At 63.6% G+C, this 14,603-nt stretch carries 25 protein-coding genes; all 25 read left to right on the forward strand.

What is annotated here, in order from left to right; all coding sequences use genetic code 11:
* Window positions 1-51: 51 nt before the first annotated feature.
* The 25 genes from tuf (at window position 52) to HMPREF1137_RS09325 (ending at window position 14,508) form a co-directional block, all read left to right on the forward strand.
* Complete coding sequence (gene tuf, locus HMPREF1137_RS09205; protein WP_003790633.1) at window positions 52-1,239, forward strand: elongation factor Tu; 1,188 nt, start codon at window positions 52-54, stop codon at window positions 1,237-1,239.
* A 607-nt stretch (window positions 1,240-1,846) separates the two neighbouring features.
* Window positions 1,847-2,155: a 30S ribosomal protein S10 gene (rpsJ, locus tag HMPREF1137_RS09210; protein ID WP_003790631.1), complete on the forward strand. Its 309-nt coding sequence runs from the start codon at window positions 1,847-1,849 to the stop codon at window positions 2,153-2,155.
* 11 nt (window positions 2,156-2,166) lie between these two features.
* Window positions 2,167-2,832, forward strand: coding sequence for a 50S ribosomal protein L3 (gene rplC, locus HMPREF1137_RS09215; RefSeq protein ID WP_009054692.1), 666 nt, complete (start codon window positions 2,167-2,169; stop codon window positions 2,830-2,832).
* A 2-nt stretch (window positions 2,833-2,834) separates the two neighbouring features.
* Window positions 2,835-3,479 (forward strand): 50S ribosomal protein L4, encoded by a 645-nt coding sequence (rplD, locus tag HMPREF1137_RS09220; protein ID WP_009054699.1) that lies wholly within the window; start codon window positions 2,835-2,837, stop codon window positions 3,477-3,479.
* The gene (rplW, locus tag HMPREF1137_RS09225) at window positions 3,476-3,781 is read left to right on the forward strand and encodes a 50S ribosomal protein L23 (RefSeq protein ID WP_003790626.1); all 306 of its coding nucleotides are present in this window, start codon (window positions 3,476-3,478) and stop codon (window positions 3,779-3,781) included. Before rplD ends, rplW begins: the two co-directional genes overlap by 4 nt.
* A gap of 22 nt (window positions 3,782-3,803) precedes the next feature.
* Window positions 3,804-4,640 carry a 50S ribosomal protein L2 gene (gene rplB, locus HMPREF1137_RS09230; RefSeq protein ID WP_009054709.1) on the forward strand — a complete coding sequence of 279 codons (837 nt, stop codon included), beginning with the start codon at window positions 3,804-3,806 and terminating at the stop codon, window positions 4,638-4,640.
* A 16-nt stretch (window positions 4,641-4,656) separates the two neighbouring features.
* Window positions 4,657-4,938 (forward strand): 30S ribosomal protein S19, encoded by a 282-nt coding sequence (gene rpsS, locus HMPREF1137_RS09235; RefSeq protein ID WP_003790621.1) that lies wholly within the window; start codon window positions 4,657-4,659, stop codon window positions 4,936-4,938.
* A gap of 29 nt (window positions 4,939-4,967) precedes the next feature.
* The gene (gene rplV / locus HMPREF1137_RS09240; protein WP_003790620.1) at window positions 4,968-5,339 is read left to right on the forward strand and encodes a 50S ribosomal protein L22; all 372 of its coding nucleotides are present in this window, start codon (window positions 4,968-4,970) and stop codon (window positions 5,337-5,339) included.
* 1 nt (window position 5,340) lies between these two features.
* On the forward strand, window positions 5,341-6,153 hold the full coding sequence (gene rpsC / locus HMPREF1137_RS09245) for a 30S ribosomal protein S3 (RefSeq protein ID WP_009054672.1): 813 nt from the start codon (window positions 5,341-5,343) through the stop codon (window positions 6,151-6,153).
* 5 nt (window positions 6,154-6,158) lie between these two features.
* Window positions 6,159-6,578: a 50S ribosomal protein L16 gene (rplP, locus tag HMPREF1137_RS09250; RefSeq protein ID WP_003790615.1), complete on the forward strand. Its 420-nt coding sequence runs from the start codon at window positions 6,159-6,161 to the stop codon at window positions 6,576-6,578.
* A complete protein-coding gene (rpmC, locus tag HMPREF1137_RS09255) occupies window positions 6,578-6,811 on the forward strand; it encodes a 50S ribosomal protein L29 (RefSeq protein ID WP_003790613.1) in 234 nt (77 codons plus the stop codon). The genes rplP and rpmC overlap by 1 nt, the downstream gene beginning before the upstream one ends.
* 5 nt (window positions 6,812-6,816) lie before the next feature.
* Entirely contained in the window at window positions 6,817-7,083 is a 267-nt protein-coding gene (rpsQ, locus tag HMPREF1137_RS09260) for a 30S ribosomal protein S17 (RefSeq protein ID WP_003790611.1), read from the forward strand.
* An 88-nt stretch (window positions 7,084-7,171) separates the two neighbouring features.
* Window positions 7,172-7,540 (forward strand): 50S ribosomal protein L14, encoded by a 369-nt coding sequence (rplN, locus tag HMPREF1137_RS09265; protein ID WP_003790609.1) that lies wholly within the window; start codon window positions 7,172-7,174, stop codon window positions 7,538-7,540.
* 3 nt (window positions 7,541-7,543) lie between these two features.
* Window positions 7,544-7,975 carry a 50S ribosomal protein L24 gene (gene rplX, locus HMPREF1137_RS09270; protein ID WP_009054686.1) on the forward strand — a complete coding sequence of 144 codons (432 nt, stop codon included), beginning with the start codon at window positions 7,544-7,546 and terminating at the stop codon, window positions 7,973-7,975.
* Between the two features lie 2 nt (window positions 7,976-7,977).
* On the forward strand, window positions 7,978-8,523 hold the full coding sequence (gene rplE, locus HMPREF1137_RS09275) for a 50S ribosomal protein L5 (RefSeq protein WP_003790605.1): 546 nt from the start codon (window positions 7,978-7,980) through the stop codon (window positions 8,521-8,523).
* A 3-nt stretch (window positions 8,524-8,526) separates the two neighbouring features.
* Window positions 8,527-8,712, forward strand: a complete 186-nt coding sequence (locus HMPREF1137_RS09280) for a type Z 30S ribosomal protein S14 (RefSeq protein WP_003790603.1) — start codon at window positions 8,527-8,529, stop codon at window positions 8,710-8,712.
* Between the two features lie 62 nt (window positions 8,713-8,774).
* Window positions 8,775-9,173, forward strand: coding sequence for a 30S ribosomal protein S8 (rpsH, locus tag HMPREF1137_RS09285; protein WP_009054660.1), 399 nt, complete (start codon window positions 8,775-8,777; stop codon window positions 9,171-9,173).
* A gap of 15 nt (window positions 9,174-9,188) precedes the next feature.
* Complete coding sequence (rplF, locus tag HMPREF1137_RS09290; RefSeq protein ID WP_009054657.1) at window positions 9,189-9,731, forward strand: 50S ribosomal protein L6; 543 nt, start codon at window positions 9,189-9,191, stop codon at window positions 9,729-9,731.
* Window positions 9,731-10,102 (forward strand): 50S ribosomal protein L18, encoded by a 372-nt coding sequence (gene rplR / locus HMPREF1137_RS09295; RefSeq protein ID WP_003790591.1) that lies wholly within the window; start codon window positions 9,731-9,733, stop codon window positions 10,100-10,102. The genes rplF and rplR overlap by 1 nt, the downstream gene beginning before the upstream one ends.
* 28 nt (window positions 10,103-10,130) lie before the next feature.
* A complete protein-coding gene (gene rpsE / locus HMPREF1137_RS09300) occupies window positions 10,131-10,820 on the forward strand; it encodes a 30S ribosomal protein S5 (protein ID WP_009054680.1) in 690 nt (229 codons plus the stop codon).
* Window positions 10,820-11,005, forward strand: a complete 186-nt coding sequence (gene rpmD / locus HMPREF1137_RS09305; RefSeq protein WP_016460322.1) for a 50S ribosomal protein L30 — start codon at window positions 10,820-10,822, stop codon at window positions 11,003-11,005. The genes rpsE and rpmD overlap by 1 nt, the downstream gene beginning before the upstream one ends.
* A 2-nt stretch (window positions 11,006-11,007) precedes the next feature.
* Window positions 11,008-11,472, forward strand: a complete 465-nt coding sequence (gene rplO, locus HMPREF1137_RS09310; protein ID WP_003790587.1) for a 50S ribosomal protein L15 — start codon at window positions 11,008-11,010, stop codon at window positions 11,470-11,472.
* A 256-nt stretch (window positions 11,473-11,728) separates the two neighbouring features.
* Entirely contained in the window at window positions 11,729-13,021 is a 1,293-nt protein-coding gene (secY, locus tag HMPREF1137_RS09315; RefSeq protein WP_009054737.1) for a preprotein translocase subunit SecY, read from the forward strand.
* Entirely contained in the window at window positions 13,018-13,596 is a 579-nt protein-coding gene (locus HMPREF1137_RS09320) for an adenylate kinase (RefSeq protein ID WP_009054742.1), read from the forward strand. Before secY ends, HMPREF1137_RS09320 begins: the two co-directional genes overlap by 4 nt.
* 3 nt (window positions 13,597-13,599) lie before the next feature.
* On the forward strand, window positions 13,600-14,508 hold the full coding sequence (locus HMPREF1137_RS09325; protein WP_034497653.1) for a type I methionyl aminopeptidase: 909 nt from the start codon (window positions 13,600-13,602) through the stop codon (window positions 14,506-14,508).
* Window positions 14,509-14,603: the final 95 nt, after the last annotated feature.

The following is a 14,603-nucleotide window of genomic DNA, read 5'->3' on the forward strand; positions in this document are numbered from 1 at the left end:
TGGCACCTAGCCGTAGGCTGAGAATATCTACCCGAGTCCAGGAGGACACAAGTGGCGAAGGCCAAGTTTGAGCGCACCAAGCCGCACGTCAACATCGGCACGATTGGTCACGTTGACCACGGCAAGACGACGCTGACGGCAGCTATCACCAAGGTGCTGCACGATAAGTACCCGGATCTGAACGAGTTCACCCCCTTCGATCAGGTCGACAACGCTCCCGAGGAGCGCGATCGTGGTATCACGATCAACGTCTCCCACGTCGAGTACCAGACCGAGGCGCGTCACTACGCGCACGTTGACGCCCCCGGCCACGCCGACTACGTCAAGAACATGATCACCGGCGCGGCCCAGATGGACGGCGCGATCCTCGTGGTCGCCGCCACCGACGGCCCCATGGCCCAGACCCGCGAGCACGTTCTGCTCGCCCGTCAGGTCGGCGTCCCCACCATCCTCATCGCCCTCAACAAGGCCGACATGGTCGACGACGAGGAGATGCTGGAGCTGGTTGAGGAAGAGTGCCGCGACCTGCTCGAGTCCCAGGACTTCGACCGCGACGCCCCGATCATCCAGGTGTCCGCTCTGAAGGCCCTCGAGGGCGACCCGGAGTGGGTTGCCAAGGTCGAGGAGCTCATGGAGGCTGTGGATTCCTACATCCCCACCCCCGAGCGCGACATGGACAAGCCCTTCCTCATGCCGATCGAGGACGTCTTCACGATCACCGGTCGTGGCACCGTCGTCACCGGTCGTGTTGAGCGTGGCAAGCTGCCCATCAACTCCGAGGTCGAGATCCTCGGTATCCGTGAGCCTCAGAAGACCACGGTTACCGGCATCGAGATGTTCCACAAGTCGATGGACGAGGCCTGGGCTGGCGAGAACTGTGGTCTGCTCCTCCGCGGCACCAAGCGCGACGAGGTCGAGCGTGGCCAGGTTGTGGCCGTTCCCGGCTCCATCACGCCTCACACCGACTTCGAGGGCCAGGTCTACATCCTCAAGAAGGAAGAGGGCGGCCGTCACAACCCGTTCTTCTCGAACTACCGTCCGCAGTTCTACTTCCGTACCACGGACGTGACCGGCGTCATCACCCTCCCCGAGGGCACCGACATGGTCATGCCTGGCGACACCACCGAGATCTCCGTCCAGCTGATCCAGCCGATCGCTATGGAGCCCGGCCTCGGCTTCGCCATCCGTGAGGGTGGCCGCACCGTTGGTTCCGGTCGTGTCACCAAGATCATCAAGTGAATCGACTTCTGAGTCTTTCTCAGATCTGATTCGCTGCTGATCCAGCGGCATTGAAGGCCCCGCCTCTTTTCAGAGGCGGGGCCTTTCGCTATTCGGCTCGTGAGTGAATGTTTCTGCTCGTGGAGTCACTGTGTGTACGTGAATGCTCTGCGCTCAGTCTTCTGTGACATCCGTGGCTCAAGAGGCATATGGGCATACTGTGCTTCGGCGCTACGTGGCGTATTCACGTGGCTGCCCCGGCCTCGTTCATGGAAATGTGACCGATCACCGGTTGCGACACGCCCGAGTGCGGGGTACGGTAGTTTCTTGGTGACGGTCTGGGCTGTTTTGCGCAGCTTAGGCCATCATCCACGCCAATCTGTCGGTGGTTTCACATGCGAGAACGCTCTTTAGGGTTTGTGCTCGCGGGTGGAACTCTGACAGAATGGCACGGTTGCCTCAGCGTCTCTGGGGTGGTCCATGCGTGCCATCACGTATGGATCGGGCAATATGCCCAAGATCTTTGGACAAGACGTCGGTCCAGCGCGAGCAATCGTGCGCACAACGGCTGCGACACGCCCGAGTGCGGGGACCGGCGGCGAATCTGTACGAGAAGAGGTAAGACGGCATGGCGGGACAGAAGATCCGCATCCGGCTCAAGTCGTATGACCACGAGGTCATCGACAGCTCCGCGCGCAAGATCGTGGACACCGTACAGCGTGCTGGCGCCACGGTCGTGGGCCCGGTGCCGCTGCCGACCGAGAAGAACGTTTTCGTCGTCATTCGGTCGCCCCACAAGTACAAGGACAGCCGCGAGCACTTTGAAATGCGCACGCACAAGCGGCTCATCGACATCATCGACCCGACCCCCAAGGCCGTCGATTCGCTCATGCGCCTCGACCTGCCTGCGGACGTCAACATCGAGATCAAGCTCTGAGGACATCTGCAATGACTAACAAGAAGCAGCACGCTGCCGCGCCCATCAAGGCGCTGCTCGGCCGCAAGCTCGGCATGACCCAGGTTTGGGATGCCGACGGCCACCTCGTGCCCCTGACTGTCGTGCAGGTCGGCACCAACGTCGTCACCCAGGTTCGTACCGAAGAGGTCGACGGCTACTCCGCTATCCAGCTTGGCTTCGGTGAGATTGACTCCCGTAAGGTCACCAAGCCCCTGCAGGGCCACTTCGAGAAGGCCGGAGTTGCTCCGCGCCGTCACCTCGTTGAGGTTCGCACCTCCGAGCATGACTCTTACGAGCTCGGCCAGGAGCTCGACGCCGCCACCTTCGAGGCTGGCCAGGCTGTCGACGTCTCCGGCACCACCAAGGGCAAGGGCTTTGCCGGCGTTATGAAGCGTCACGGCTTCGCCGGCGTTTCCGCCTCCCACGGTGCGCACCGCAACCACCGCAAGCCCGGTTCGATCGGCGCCTGCGCGACGCCCGGTCGCATCTTCAAGGGCCTGCGCATGGCCGGCCGCATGGGTGGCAACCGTCGTACTGTTGAGAACCTGACGATCCAGGCCGTCGACACCGAGAAGGGCCTGCTGCTCATCAGCGGTGCCATCCCCGGCCCCAAGAACGGCGTTGTCCTGGTTCGCTCCTCCGTGAAGGGTGCGTGATCATGGCTGACGATCGTAACGTTGACGTCATCGACCTCAAGGGCAAGAAGGCGGGCTCCGTCGTTCTCCCCGGGTCTATTTTCGACGTCCCCACCAACATTCCGCTGATGCACCAGGTTGTCGTCGCTCAGCTTGCGGCCGCCCGTCAGGGCACGCACGCGACGAAGACCCGCGGTGAGGTCGCTGGTGGCGGCAAGAAGCCGTTCCGCCAGAAGGGCACCGGTAACGCTCGCCAGGGCTCCATCCGTGCGCCTCACTTCACCGGTGGCGGCATCGTCCACGGCCCTCAGCCGCGTGACTACGACCAGCGCACCCCCAAGAAGATGAAGCAGGGCGCTCTGCGCTCCGCTCTGTCCGATCGTGCGCGCGCCGACCGCATCCACGTTGTCACCGCCCTGTTCGAAGGCGACAAGCCCTCGACCAAGGCTGCTCTCGCCGCTCTGCGCGCGATCGTCGAGGACCGTCAGGCTCTCGTCGTCCTCGAGCGTGGCAACGAACTGACCGCGCTGTCCCTGCGCAACGTTCCCGAGGTTCACGTTCTGTGGGCCGACCAGCTGAACACGTACGACGTCTTGGACGCCGATGACATCGTCTTCACGCAGGCCGCCCTTGAGTCCTTCCTCGGTACCAAGGAGGAGACCAAGTGAGCACGATTGAAGCGGGCAAGAACCCCCGCGACATCATCCTGAAGCCGGTCACCACCGAGAAGTCGCTCGCCCTCATGGACCTGGGCAAGTACACCTTCGAGGTTGACCCCCGCGCGAACAAGACCGAGATCAAGATTGCCCTGGAGCGTATCTTCGGCGTCAAGATCGGTTCCATCGCCACCCAGAACCGCAAGGGCAAGACCTACCGCACCCGCAACGGGATCGGTAAGCGCAAGGACGTCAAGCGTGCCATCGTCACCGTGCGTGAGGGCACCATCGACATCTTCGGCGATCAGGCCTGAGGACCGAAGGGACATTTGAACAATGGGAATTCGCAAGTACAAGCCCACGACCCCGGGCCGTCGCTTCTCGTCCGTCTCTGACTTCGTCGAGATCACCCGCGACACCCCCGAGAAGTCGCTGCTGCGCCCGCTGCACAAGACCGGTGGCCGTAACAACAACGGCCGCGTGACCTCCCGCCACCGCGGCGGCGGCCACAAGCGCCAGTACCGCGTGATCGACTTCCGTCGTCACGACAAGGACGGCGTCCCGGCAACGGTCGCTCACATCGAGTACGACCCCAACCGCACCGCTCGCATCGCCCTCCTGCACTACGCGGATGGCGAGAAGCGCTACATCCTCGCTCCGACCGGCCTCAAGCAGGGCGATCAGATCGAGGCTGGCGTTGGCGCTGACATCAAGCCCGGCAACTCGCTGCAGCTGCGCAACATCCCCCTGGGTACCGTTGTGCACGCCGTTGAGCTCTACCCGGGTGGCGGCGCTAAGATCGCCCGTTCCGCTGGCACCTCCGTGCAGCTCGTCGCTAAGGAAGGCCGCTTCGCCCAGCTGCGTATGCCCTCCGGCGAGATCCGCAACGTCGAGGCCACCTGCCGCGCCACCATCGGCGAGGTCGGTAACGCCGAGCAGTCGAACATCAACTGGGGCAAGGCCGGCCGTATGCGCTGGAAGGGCAAGCGCCCGCACGTCCGTGGTGTCGTTATGAACCCGGTTGATCACCCGCACGGCGGTGGTGAAGGCCGCACGTCCGGTGGTCGTCACCCCGTGTCGCCTTGGGGCAAGCCCGAGGGCCGTACGCGTCGTCCGAAGAAGGCGTCCGATCGTCTGATCGTCCGCCGTCGCAAGACCGGCAAGAACCGCTGAGTAGGAGTCGATTGAAATGCCGCGTAGTTTGAAGAAGGGCCCGTTCGTCGACGACCACCTGCTCAAGAAGGTCGACGCCGCGAACGAATCCGGCTCTAAGAACGTCATCAAGACCTGGTCGCGTCGCTCGGTCATCACCCCGGACTTCCTGGGTCTGACCATCGCCGTCCACGACGGCCGTAAGCATGTGCCCGTTTTCGTCACCGAGTCGATGGTGGGCCACAAGCTCGGCGAGTTCGCTCCCACGCGTACTTTCCGCAGCCACGACAAGGACGATCGTAAGGGACGTCGGCGCTGAGCCGGCCCCACGGAAGAAGAGGCAGATACATGGAAGCCAAGGCGCAGGCGCGATTCATCCGCGTCACGCCCCAGAAGTCCCGCCGTGTTGTGAACGAGGTTCGCGGCAAGCGTGTTCTGGAGGCCGCCGACATTCTGCGGTTCGCCCCGCAGGCCGTCGCCACCGATGTCCGCAAGGTGCTCCTGAGCGCCGTCGCCAACTCGAAGGTCAAGGCTGAGAACGCCGGCGAGACCTTCAACGAGGCCGACCTGCTCGTCCTGGAGGCATACGTGGACGAGGGTCCGACCATGAAGCGCATTCGTCCCCGTGCACAGGGGCGCGCCGGTCGTATCCTGAAGCGCACCTCCCACATCACCATCGTGGTGGGTACCAAGGAAGACAAGAAGAAGGGAGACCGCTGATATGGGTCAGAAGGTCAACCCCCGCGGGTTCCGTCTGGGAATCACCACTGACCACCGGTCTCGCTGGTTCTCCGACTCCACCACCAAGGGACAGCGCTACGCGGATTACGTGGCCGAAGACGTCGCGATCCGCAAGTTCCTGACCGACAACCTCGAGCGCGCCGGCATCGCCGAGGTGAGCATCGAGCGCACGCGTGACCGCGTTCGCGTCGATCTGCACACCGCTCGCCCGGGCATCGTCATCGGTCGCCGTGGTGCAGAGGCCGACCGCCTGCGCGTTCAGCTCGAGAAGCTGACGGGCAAGCAGGTTCAGCTGAACATCCTTGAGGTCAAGAACCCCGACCTCGAAGCGCAGCTCGTTGCGCAGGGCATTGCCGAGCAGCTCGCTGCCCGCGTGTCCTTCCGTCGTGCGATGCGTAAGGGCATCCAGTCCGCGCAGCGCGCTGGCGCCAAGGGCATTCGTGTCCAGGTGTCCGGCCGTCTGGGTGGCGCTGAAATGTCCCGCTCCGAGTTCTACCGTGAGGGTCGCGTGCCGCTGCACACCCTCCGCGCGAACATCGACTACGGATTCCACGAGGCTCGTACGACCTTCGGTCGCATCGGCGTCAAGGTGTGGATCTACAAGGGCGACATCACCGAGCGCGAGTTCGCTCGCCAGCAGGCCGAGCAGGCCCAGCGTGGCGGCCGTCGCGATGGCCGCCGTGGTGGCCCGCGCCGCGGTGGACGCCCCAACCAGGAGACCGCTGCGCAGCAGGCTCCCCGCGAGGCTTCGGCCTCCGAGGCCGCTGCGCCCACGACCGGAACGGAGGCCTGAGCCCAATGCTCATTCCCCGTCGGACTAAGTACCGCAAGCAGCACCGTCCTCACCGCACTGGCTTTGCCTCCGGTGGCACCGAACTGGCGTTCGGCGACTACGGCATCCAGGCTCTCGAGGCTGCGTACATCACCAACCGTCAGATTGAGGCGGCTCGTATTGCCGTGACCCGTCACATCAAGCGTGGCGGTAAGGTCTGGATCAACATCTTCCCGGACCGCCCGCTGACCAAGAAGCCCGCCGAAACCCGAATGGGTTCCGGTAAGGGTGCTCCGGAGTGGTGGGTTGCCCCCGTCAAGCCCGGACGTGTCATGTTCGAGCTGGCAGGCGTCCCCGAGGAGCTCGCTCGCGAGGCCCTCAGCCGTGCCCAGCACAAGCTTCCTATCAAGACCCGCTTCGTGGTCCGAGAGGGTGGTGACATCTGATGGCAGATAAGGGTCTGACCACCGAGCAGCTCGACGCCATGGACAACTCCCAGCTGTCCAAGGAGCTCGAGAAGGCGAAGGCTGAGCTGTTCAACCTGCGTTTCGCGCAGGCCGTTGGCAACCTCGAGGATCACGGTCGCATGAAGACCGTGCGTCGCGACATTGCCCGGATCTACACCATCGCGCGTGAGCGGGAGCTTGGCTACCGCACCGCCCCGAGCACTGAGGAGTGAGCCTGATGGCAGAAACCACCGCTCGTAACGAGCGTAAGGTCCGTCGCGGCTACGTCGTCAGCGACAAGATGGACAAGACCGTTGTCGTCCAGATCGAGGACCGCGTCAAGCACGCCCTCTACGGCAAGGTCATGCGCAAGAACAAGAAGGTCAAGGTTCACGACGAGCACAACGAGTGCGGTGTCGGCGATCTCGTCCTCATCATGGAGACCCGCCCGCTGTCGGCCACCAAGCGCTGGCGCGTTGTGGAGATCCTCGAAAAGGCGAAGTGACCTTCGCTCACAGACCGAAATCCGTTCGGCAAGGCTCGACCGGTACAATCCGGAAGAGAACCGGCACGACGACAGGAGTCAATAGAAAATGATCCAGCAGGAGTCGCGACTGAAGGTCGCCGATAACACAGGGGCCAAGGAGATCCTGACCATCCGTGTTCTCGGTGGCTCGGGTCGGCGCTACGCGGGTATCGGCGACACCATTGTCGCTACCGTGAAGGACGCCATCCCCGGCGGCAACGTCAAGAAGGGCGAAGTCGTCAAGGCAGTGATCGTTCGCACGCGTAAGGAAACCCGCCGCCCCGACGGTTCCTACATTCGTTTCGACGAGAATGCGGCCGTCATCATCAACAACAATGGCGAGCCGCGTGGCACGCGTATCTTCGGCCCCGTGGGCCGCGAGCTGCGCGACAAGAAGTTCATGCGTATCGTCTCCCTCGCTCCGGAGGTGATCTGATCCATGGCAGCCAAGATTCGTAAGAATGACCTCGTCGAGGTCGTTCGCGGACGCACGTCCGACGAGAAGGCGCTGGCCAAGCGCAACGCCCGTCGCGCTGAGGAGGGCCTCGAGCCCTTGAAGCCCGGCGATAAGGGCAAGCAGGGCCGCGTCATCCAGGTGTTCCCGGCTGAGGGCAAGGTCCTCGTCGAGGGCATCAACCTGAAGACGCGCCACGTGCGCCAGGGCCAGCAGGGCAGCGCCGGCGGCATCGAGACCATCGAAGCCCCCATCGCCCTGTCGAAGGTCGCTCTGGTCGACCCCGAGACCAAGAAGCGCGTTCGCGTCGGTTTCCGCGAGGACACCGTTGAGCGCGGCGGCCGCACCCGCACCGTCCGAGTCCGCGTGACTCGTGGCGGCGCGCAGCGCGGCGTTGAGCAGGGCAAGGAGATCTGAGCATGGCCCCGCGTCTGAAGGAAAAGTACGTCTCCGAGATCCGCGAGGCGCTCCGTGCAGAGTTCAAGCACGAGAACGTCATGCAGGTCGGCGGACTGACGAAGATTGTCGTCAACATGGGTGTCGGCGAGGCCGCTCGCGACTCGAAGGCACTCGAGGGCGCGCTCCGCGACCTCACCGCGATCACCGGCCAGAAGCCCGTGACCACCCGCGCCAAGAAGTCCATCGCGCAGTTCAAGCTGCGTGAGGGCCAGGCGATTGGTGCGCACGTGACGCTTCGCGGCGACCGCATGTGGGAGTTCCTGGACCGCCTCCTCTCGACGGCGCTTCCCCGTATCCGTGACTTCCGCGGACTGTCCCCCAAGCAGTTCGACGGTCACGGTAACTACACCTTCGGTCTCACGGAACAGTCGATGTTCCACGAGATCGACCAGGACTCGATCGACCGAGTGCGCGGCATGGACATCACGGTTGTCACCTCGGCCACCACCGACGAAGAGGGTCGCGCCCTTCTCCGTCACCTCGGCTTCCCGTTCAAGGAGGACTGACCCATGGCCAAGACATCCCTGAAGGTCAAGGCTGCCCGCAAGCCGAAGTTCGGCGTGCGTGCCTACACCCGGTGCAACCGTTGCGGTCGTCCGCACTCGGTGTACCGCAAGTTCGGACTGTGCCGCGTGTGCCTGCGCGAGCTTGCCCACCGTGGCGAGCTCCCCGGTGTCACCAAGAGCAGCTGGTAAAACGAACGTCGCAGGTCCCGGGTAACCGGAGAAACCGCGACGAGGAAGGGGAATAAACCCCCATGACAATGACAGACCCGATTGCAGATATGCTGACGCGTCTGCGCAACGCGAATCGTGCGCACCACGATGCGGTTTCCATGCCGTACTCGAAGCTCAAGAACGCGATTGCGAACATCCTGGTCGAGGAAGGCTACATCGCCTCGACCTCCGTCGAGGATGCCCGCGTGGGCAAGACCCTGACGATCAACCTGAAGTACGGCTCGCACCGCGAAGCCGCCATCCAGGGGCTCAAGCGCGTGTCCAAGCCCGGTCTGCGCGTGTACGCCAAGTCCACCAACCTGCCCAAGGTCCGCGGCGGCCTCGGCGTGGCGATTCTGTCCACGTCCTCCGGCCTGCTCACCGACCGCCAGGCAGCCGAGAAGGGTGTGGGTGGGGAAGTCCTCGCCTACATCTGGTGATGAGGAGGCTGAACAATGTCGCGAATTGGTAAGAACCCCATCGCTATCCCCGCCGGCGTCGACGTGACGATTGACGGCCAGAACGTGACCGTGAAGGGCCCCAAGGGCACCCTCTCTCACGTTGTCGCCGAGCCCATCGTCGCGAAGATCGAAGACGGCCAGGTTGTCGTTGAGCGTCCGAACGACGAGCGCACCTCGCGTTCGCTCCACGGACTGTCCCGCACGCTGATCGCCAACATGATTGTTGGCGTGACCGAGGGCTACAAGAAGGATCTCGAAATCACGGGCACCGGTTACCGCGTGGTCGCCAAGGGTAAGGACCTCGAGTTCTCCCTGGGCTTCTCCCACACGATCACCATCACCCCGCCCGAGGGCATCGAGTTCACGATCGCTCCGAAGTCCCAGACGCTGTTCACGGTCTCCGGAATCGACAAGCAGCTCGTCGGCGAGACCGCTGCTCGCATCCGCAAGCTGAAGAAGCCGGAGCCCTACAAGGGCAAGGGCATCCACTACGTGGGCGAGACCATCCGTCGCAAGGTCGGAAAGGCTGGTAAGTGATGGCTTACTCGATCAAGGGCAAGGGCAAGTTCGTCGCTCGCAAGCGCCGTCACCTCCGCCTCCGCAAGAAGATCAACGGCACGCCCGAGCGTCCCCGTCTGGTCGTCACCCGTTCGAACCGCCACATGGTGGCTCAGGTCATCGACGATACGGTCGGCCACACCCTGGTGTCGGCCTCCGACATCGAGACCGAGGTCGCCGGTTCCGAGGGCACGAAGACCGACAAGGCTCGCAAGGTTGGCGCTCTGATCGCCGAGCGTGCGAAGGCTGCCGGTATCTCCGCTGTCGTCTTCGACCGTGGTGGTAACAAGTACGCAGGTCGCGTTGCGGCCGTTGCCGAGGCCGCCCGTGAGGGCGGACTCGAGCTGTGAACGAGCCGAAAGAAAGAGAGATCATCTGATGGCTGCACAGCAGCGAGACAGGAACGGTTCGGGCGCGGGCGAGAACAACGATCGCCGTGAGCGCCGCTCCGGCCGCGGCAACGATCGCGATAACCGCCGGAACAACGAGAACAAGAACGAGTACATCGAGCGCGTCGTGACGATCAACCGCGTCTCCAAGGTTGTGAAGGGTGGACGTCGTTTCTCCTTCACCGCCCTGGTTGTCGTGGGTGACGGCGAAGGCACGGTGGGTGTCGGCTACGGAAAGGCCAAGGAAGTTCCTCAGGCCATTTCCAAGGGCGTTGAGGAGGCGAAGAAGAACTTCTTCCGCGTCCCGATGATCCGCCGCACGATCACGCACGTGGTGCAGGGCCGCGATACCGCCGGTATCGTCCTGCTCCGTCCGGCCGCCCCCGGTACCGGTGTTATCGCCGGTGGCCCGGTGCGCGCCGTCCTGGAGGCCGCGGGCGTCCACGACGTGCTCACCAAGTCGCTGGGCTCGTCCAACGCGATCAACATCGTCCACGCGACGGTTGACGCACTCAAGCAGCTCGAGCAGCCCGAGGCTGTCGCCGCTCGCCGCGGCCTGCCCCTCGAGCGCGTTGCTCCCGCGTCCATGCTGCGCGCTCGCGCAGAGGGCGAGGCTGAGAAGCGCGCGGCTGCCGAGGCCGCCGAGGCCGACAAGGCCGCTGCAGGGGAGGCTAAGTGATGGCGAAGAACATCAAGATCACGCAGGTCAAGTCCTCTGCTCACGCGAAGCAGAACATGAAGGACACGCTGCGCACCCTCGGGCTGCGCAAGATCGGCCAGAGTGTCGTGCGTGAGCAGACGGATGCCGTTCTGGGCGCCGTTCGCACCGTGCGTCACCTGGTGACCGCTGAGGAGGTCGACTGACAATGGCGGACTCCACGAACAAGACGCAGATCGTTAAGCTGCATCACCTGCGTCCTGCCCCCGGAGCCAAGACCGCGAAGACCCGCGTGGGTCGCGGTGAGGGTTCGAAGGGTAAGACCGCTGGCCGTGGCACCAAGGGCACCAAGGCCCGTTACCAGGTTGCTGCTGGCTTCGAGGGTGGCCAGATGCCGATTCACATGCGTCTGCCGAAGCTTCGCGGCTTCAAGAACCCCTTCCGCGTTGAGTACCAGGTCGTGAACGTTGGCAAGCTCGGGGAGCTCTTCCCCGAGGGCGGCAAGGTCACGGTTGAGGATCTCATCGCCAAGCACGCCGTTCGCGACTCCGCGCCCGTCAAGGTGCTCGGTACCGGCGAACTCAGCGTGAAGCTCGAGGTCGAGGTCGACTCCTGGTCGTCTTCCGCCGAGGCTAAGATCACGGCTGCCGGCGGGTCCATCTCGGCTCGCTGACGGTGAACGGGGGTGGTCCTGCGAGGGACCACCCCCGTTACGTGTCTATCGTATCGCGAGCGACAGGCTGTCAAATTGCCTTTTGCCCGCGAAAACGACTGATCTCCGCATCGGGGATCACGCGCTCCGTGTTTCGTTAAATACATGGCAATGCGCTTTTTTAATGATTGGATATCGCCAACCGCTACCCGTGTCGGGTAAGCTGGATCAGTCTAGGGGCTTCGCCCCGCTTGCCCATCACCCGTAGGAGGAAGCCTTGCTCGGTGCATTCGCCCAGGCGTTCCGTACCCCCGACCTGCGTCGGAAGCTGCTCTTTACCCTGTTCATCATGGCCGCATTCCGGCTGGGTTCGTTCATCCCGACGCCCGGCGTGGACTCGCAGGCCGTCCAGCGCTGCATGGCGCAGGAGTCGCAGGCGTCGCTGCTCGACCTCGTCAACCTGTTCTCGGGTGGAGCGCTCCTCCAGCTGTCGATCTTCGCGCTCGGCATCATGCCCTACATCACCGCGTCGATCATCATTCAGCTGCTGAGGGTCGTCATTCCTCGTTTTGATGACCTCCACAAGGAGGGGCAGACCGGCCAGGCGAAGCTCACGCAGTACACGCGTTACCTGACGATCTTCCTGGGCATCCTGCAGGCGACGACGACGATCTCTCTCGCCCGCAGCGGCCAGCTCTTCCAGTCGTGCCAGTACGACATCATCAAGGACCGCTCGGTTCTGACCTTCATCATGATGATCATCGTCATGATGGCCGGCACCGGCGTCATCATGTGGCTCGGCGAGCTCATCACAGAGCGCGGCATCGGTAACGGCATGTCGCTGCTGATCTTCACGTCTATCGCCGCCCGTCTGCCCGAGCAGCTCCTGTCGATCGGCCAGGCTGGCAAGTGGGGTTCAGTCGCCGCTATCGTCGCCCTGCTTCTCCTCGTCGCTATCGCTGTCGTCTACGTGGAGCAGGCGCAGCGCCGCATTCCCGTCCAGTACGCCAAGCGCATGATCGGCCGTCGTCAGTACGGCGGCACGACGACGTACATCCCGCTGAAGATCAACATGTCGGGCGTTATCCCCGTCATCTTCGCGTCCTCGATTCTTGCCCTACCCCCGATGGCGGCGCAGTTCGGCAAGCCTGATGATCAGTGGGTCCAGTGGATCTCCGCGCACTTCACGCAGGGCAGCACGTTCTACCTGACGATTTACGCCCTCATGACCCTGTTCTTCACCTTCTTCTACACCGCGATTACGTTCAACCCGGACGAGGTTGCGGACAACATGAAGAAGTACGGAGGCTTCATCCCCGGATACCGTGCGGGACGCCCCACGGCTGAGTACCTGCGCTACGTGATCAACCGAATCACCTCTGCCGGTGCCCTTTACCTGGTGATCATTGCCCTCCTGCCGTCTCTGGCGATCATCCCGCTGAAGCTGTCGAGCTCGCAGATGCCCTTTGGTGGCACCACGCTGCTCATCATCATCGGTGTCGGCCTGCAGACGGTGAAGGAAATCAACACGCAGCTGCAGCAGCACCACTACGAAGGATTCCTGAAATGACAGTCGTCATCCTCCTCGGCCCTCCCGGAGCTGGTAAGGGCACCCAGGCCTCGCGCATCGCTGAGCGCCTTGGTATCCCGGCTATTTCGACGGGCGACATCTTCCGTGCCAACATGGCGGAAGGTACGGAGATTGGCAAGCAGGCGCAGGCCTACATGGATCGTGGCGAGTTCGTTCCGGACTCGGTCACGAACACGATGGTGAAGGCGCGCCTCGCAGCCCCCGACGCTGCCAATGGCTTCCTGCTGGACGGCTACCCGCGTTCGCTGGAGCAGGCGCACGTCCTGCGCGACATGCTTCTCGACCTGGGTAAGGCCATCGACGTCGTCCTGGAGATCCAGGTGGACGAGGATGAGGTCGTGGAGCGTATGCTCAAGCGTGCTCAGGAGCAGCACCGCACGGATGACACTGAGCCGGTCATGCGCCATCGCCTGGAGGTTTACCACCAGCAGACGCTGCCCGTCGCCACCTACTACGTCGATCAGGATCTCCTCGAGGTCGTGGACGGCTCGGGTTCGATCGACGACGTCACGGCTCGCATCTTTGCGATCCTCGACTCGGTGGCAAAGAACTAAGCGATGCCACGCATTGAACTGAAGTCCGCGCAGGAGCTTCGATGGATGCGCGAGGCCGGCCTGGTCGTCGCGTCTATCCACGAGGCCCTGCGCGGTGCCATTCGCCCCGGCATCACGACGCGTGAGCTGGACGAGGTTAGCGCCCAGGCGATTGTCGACGGGGGAGCGACTTCCAACTTCAAGGGCTACTACGGCTATCCGGCGACGGTGTGCATTTCCGTGAACGACGTGATCGTTCACGGTATCCCGGGCGACTATGAGCTGGCCCCTGGCGACATCGTGTCTTTTGACTGCGGTGCGTATGTGGAACGCGGTGGTCGCCAGTGGCACGGGGACGCTGCCTTCAGCGTCATCGTTGGCGAAACCTTCGTGTCGGACGCTGACTTCGCGGCGGGGGAGCGAGCCACCGGTGCTATCGCCGGAGTGGACGAGAACCTGCTGCGCGAGCGTCGTCAGCTCGACGCAGTGACGCGAGAGTCCCTGTGGGCTGCCCTCGCGGGGCTTGCGACCGGCAAGCGCATTAGCGCGGTCGGCAACGCGGTTGAGACCGTCGTCGCAGAGAATGCTCTTATCAACGGCTGGGAAGCTGGCATCATTGAGGAGTTTGTTGGCCACGGTATCGGGACGAAGATGCACATGCCGCCGGACGTTCTCAACTACAACGTTCGCGGGATTCAGGCTCGCCTGAAGCCTGGCATGGTCCTGGCGGTCGAGCCGATGCTCACCCGCGGGGATATTGCTTCGCAGACGGATGATGACGAGTGGACGGTGCGTACAGTCGACGGCCGCGACGCCGCTCACTGGGAGCACTCGATTGCGATCACCGAGGATGGTGTTTCCGTCCTGACGGCGCGCGACGGGGGAGTGGCCGGACTGGCGCCCTACGGCGTCACCCCGGTGTCACTGGACTGACATCACAGACGCATGCGGGCCCGGTACCTCACGCAGGTATCGGGCCCGATCTGTTCGTCGACGAGGTCGTGGCTGCGCCACCGGTGTTCCGGGCG

This window comes from Actinomyces sp. ICM39 (genome assembly GCF_000282935.1).
In the GTDB taxonomy this organism is placed as follows: domain Bacteria; phylum Actinomycetota; class Actinomycetes; order Actinomycetales; family Actinomycetaceae; genus Pauljensenia; species Pauljensenia odontolytica_B.

Coding starts and splice junctions, on each gene's coding strand:
- rplD (WP_009054699.1), top strand. CDS start 2,835: ATGGCTGACGATCGTAACGTTGACGTCATCGACCTCAAGGGCAAGAAG.
- rplF (WP_009054657.1), top strand. CDS start 9,189: ATGTCGCGAATTGGTAAGAACCCCATCGCTATCCCCGCCGGCGTCGAC.
- HMPREF1137_RS09280 (WP_003790603.1), top strand. CDS start 8,527: ATGGCCAAGACATCCCTGAAGGTCAAGGCTGCCCGCAAGCCGAAGTTC.
- rplN (WP_003790609.1), top strand. CDS start 7,172: ATGATCCAGCAGGAGTCGCGACTGAAGGTCGCCGATAACACAGGGGCC.
- rpsC (WP_009054672.1), top strand. CDS start 5,341: ATGGGTCAGAAGGTCAACCCCCGCGGGTTCCGTCTGGGAATCACCACT.
- rpsQ (WP_003790611.1), top strand. CDS start 6,817: ATGGCAGAAACCACCGCTCGTAACGAGCGTAAGGTCCGTCGCGGCTAC.
- rplV (WP_003790620.1), top strand. CDS start 4,968: ATGGAAGCCAAGGCGCAGGCGCGATTCATCCGCGTCACGCCCCAGAAG.
- rplE (WP_003790605.1), top strand. CDS start 7,978: ATGGCCCCGCGTCTGAAGGAAAAGTACGTCTCCGAGATCCGCGAGGCG.
- rplC (WP_009054692.1), top strand. CDS start 2,167: ATGACTAACAAGAAGCAGCACGCTGCCGCGCCCATCAAGGCGCTGCTC.
- rplX (WP_009054686.1), top strand. CDS start 7,544: ATGGCAGCCAAGATTCGTAAGAATGACCTCGTCGAGGTCGTTCGCGGA.
- rpmC (WP_003790613.1), top strand. CDS start 6,578: ATGGCAGATAAGGGTCTGACCACCGAGCAGCTCGACGCCATGGACAAC.
- rplR (WP_003790591.1), top strand. CDS start 9,731: ATGGCTTACTCGATCAAGGGCAAGGGCAAGTTCGTCGCTCGCAAGCGC.
- rpsH (WP_009054660.1), top strand. CDS start 8,775: ATGACAATGACAGACCCGATTGCAGATATGCTGACGCGTCTGCGCAAC.
- HMPREF1137_RS09325 (WP_034497653.1), top strand. CDS start 13,600: ATGCCACGCATTGAACTGAAGTCCGCGCAGGAGCTTCGATGGATGCGC.
- HMPREF1137_RS09320 (WP_009054742.1), top strand. CDS start 13,018: ATGACAGTCGTCATCCTCCTCGGCCCTCCCGGAGCTGGTAAGGGCACC.
- rplB (WP_009054709.1), top strand. CDS start 3,804: ATGGGAATTCGCAAGTACAAGCCCACGACCCCGGGCCGTCGCTTCTCG.
- rpmD (WP_016460322.1), top strand. CDS start 10,820: ATGGCGAAGAACATCAAGATCACGCAGGTCAAGTCCTCTGCTCACGCG.
- rpsS (WP_003790621.1), top strand. CDS start 4,657: ATGCCGCGTAGTTTGAAGAAGGGCCCGTTCGTCGACGACCACCTGCTC.
- rpsJ (WP_003790631.1), top strand. CDS start 1,847: ATGGCGGGACAGAAGATCCGCATCCGGCTCAAGTCGTATGACCACGAG.
- rplO (WP_003790587.1), top strand. CDS start 11,008: ATGGCGGACTCCACGAACAAGACGCAGATCGTTAAGCTGCATCACCTG.
- rpsE (WP_009054680.1), top strand. CDS start 10,131: ATGGCTGCACAGCAGCGAGACAGGAACGGTTCGGGCGCGGGCGAGAAC.
- rplP (WP_003790615.1), top strand. CDS start 6,159: ATGCTCATTCCCCGTCGGACTAAGTACCGCAAGCAGCACCGTCCTCAC.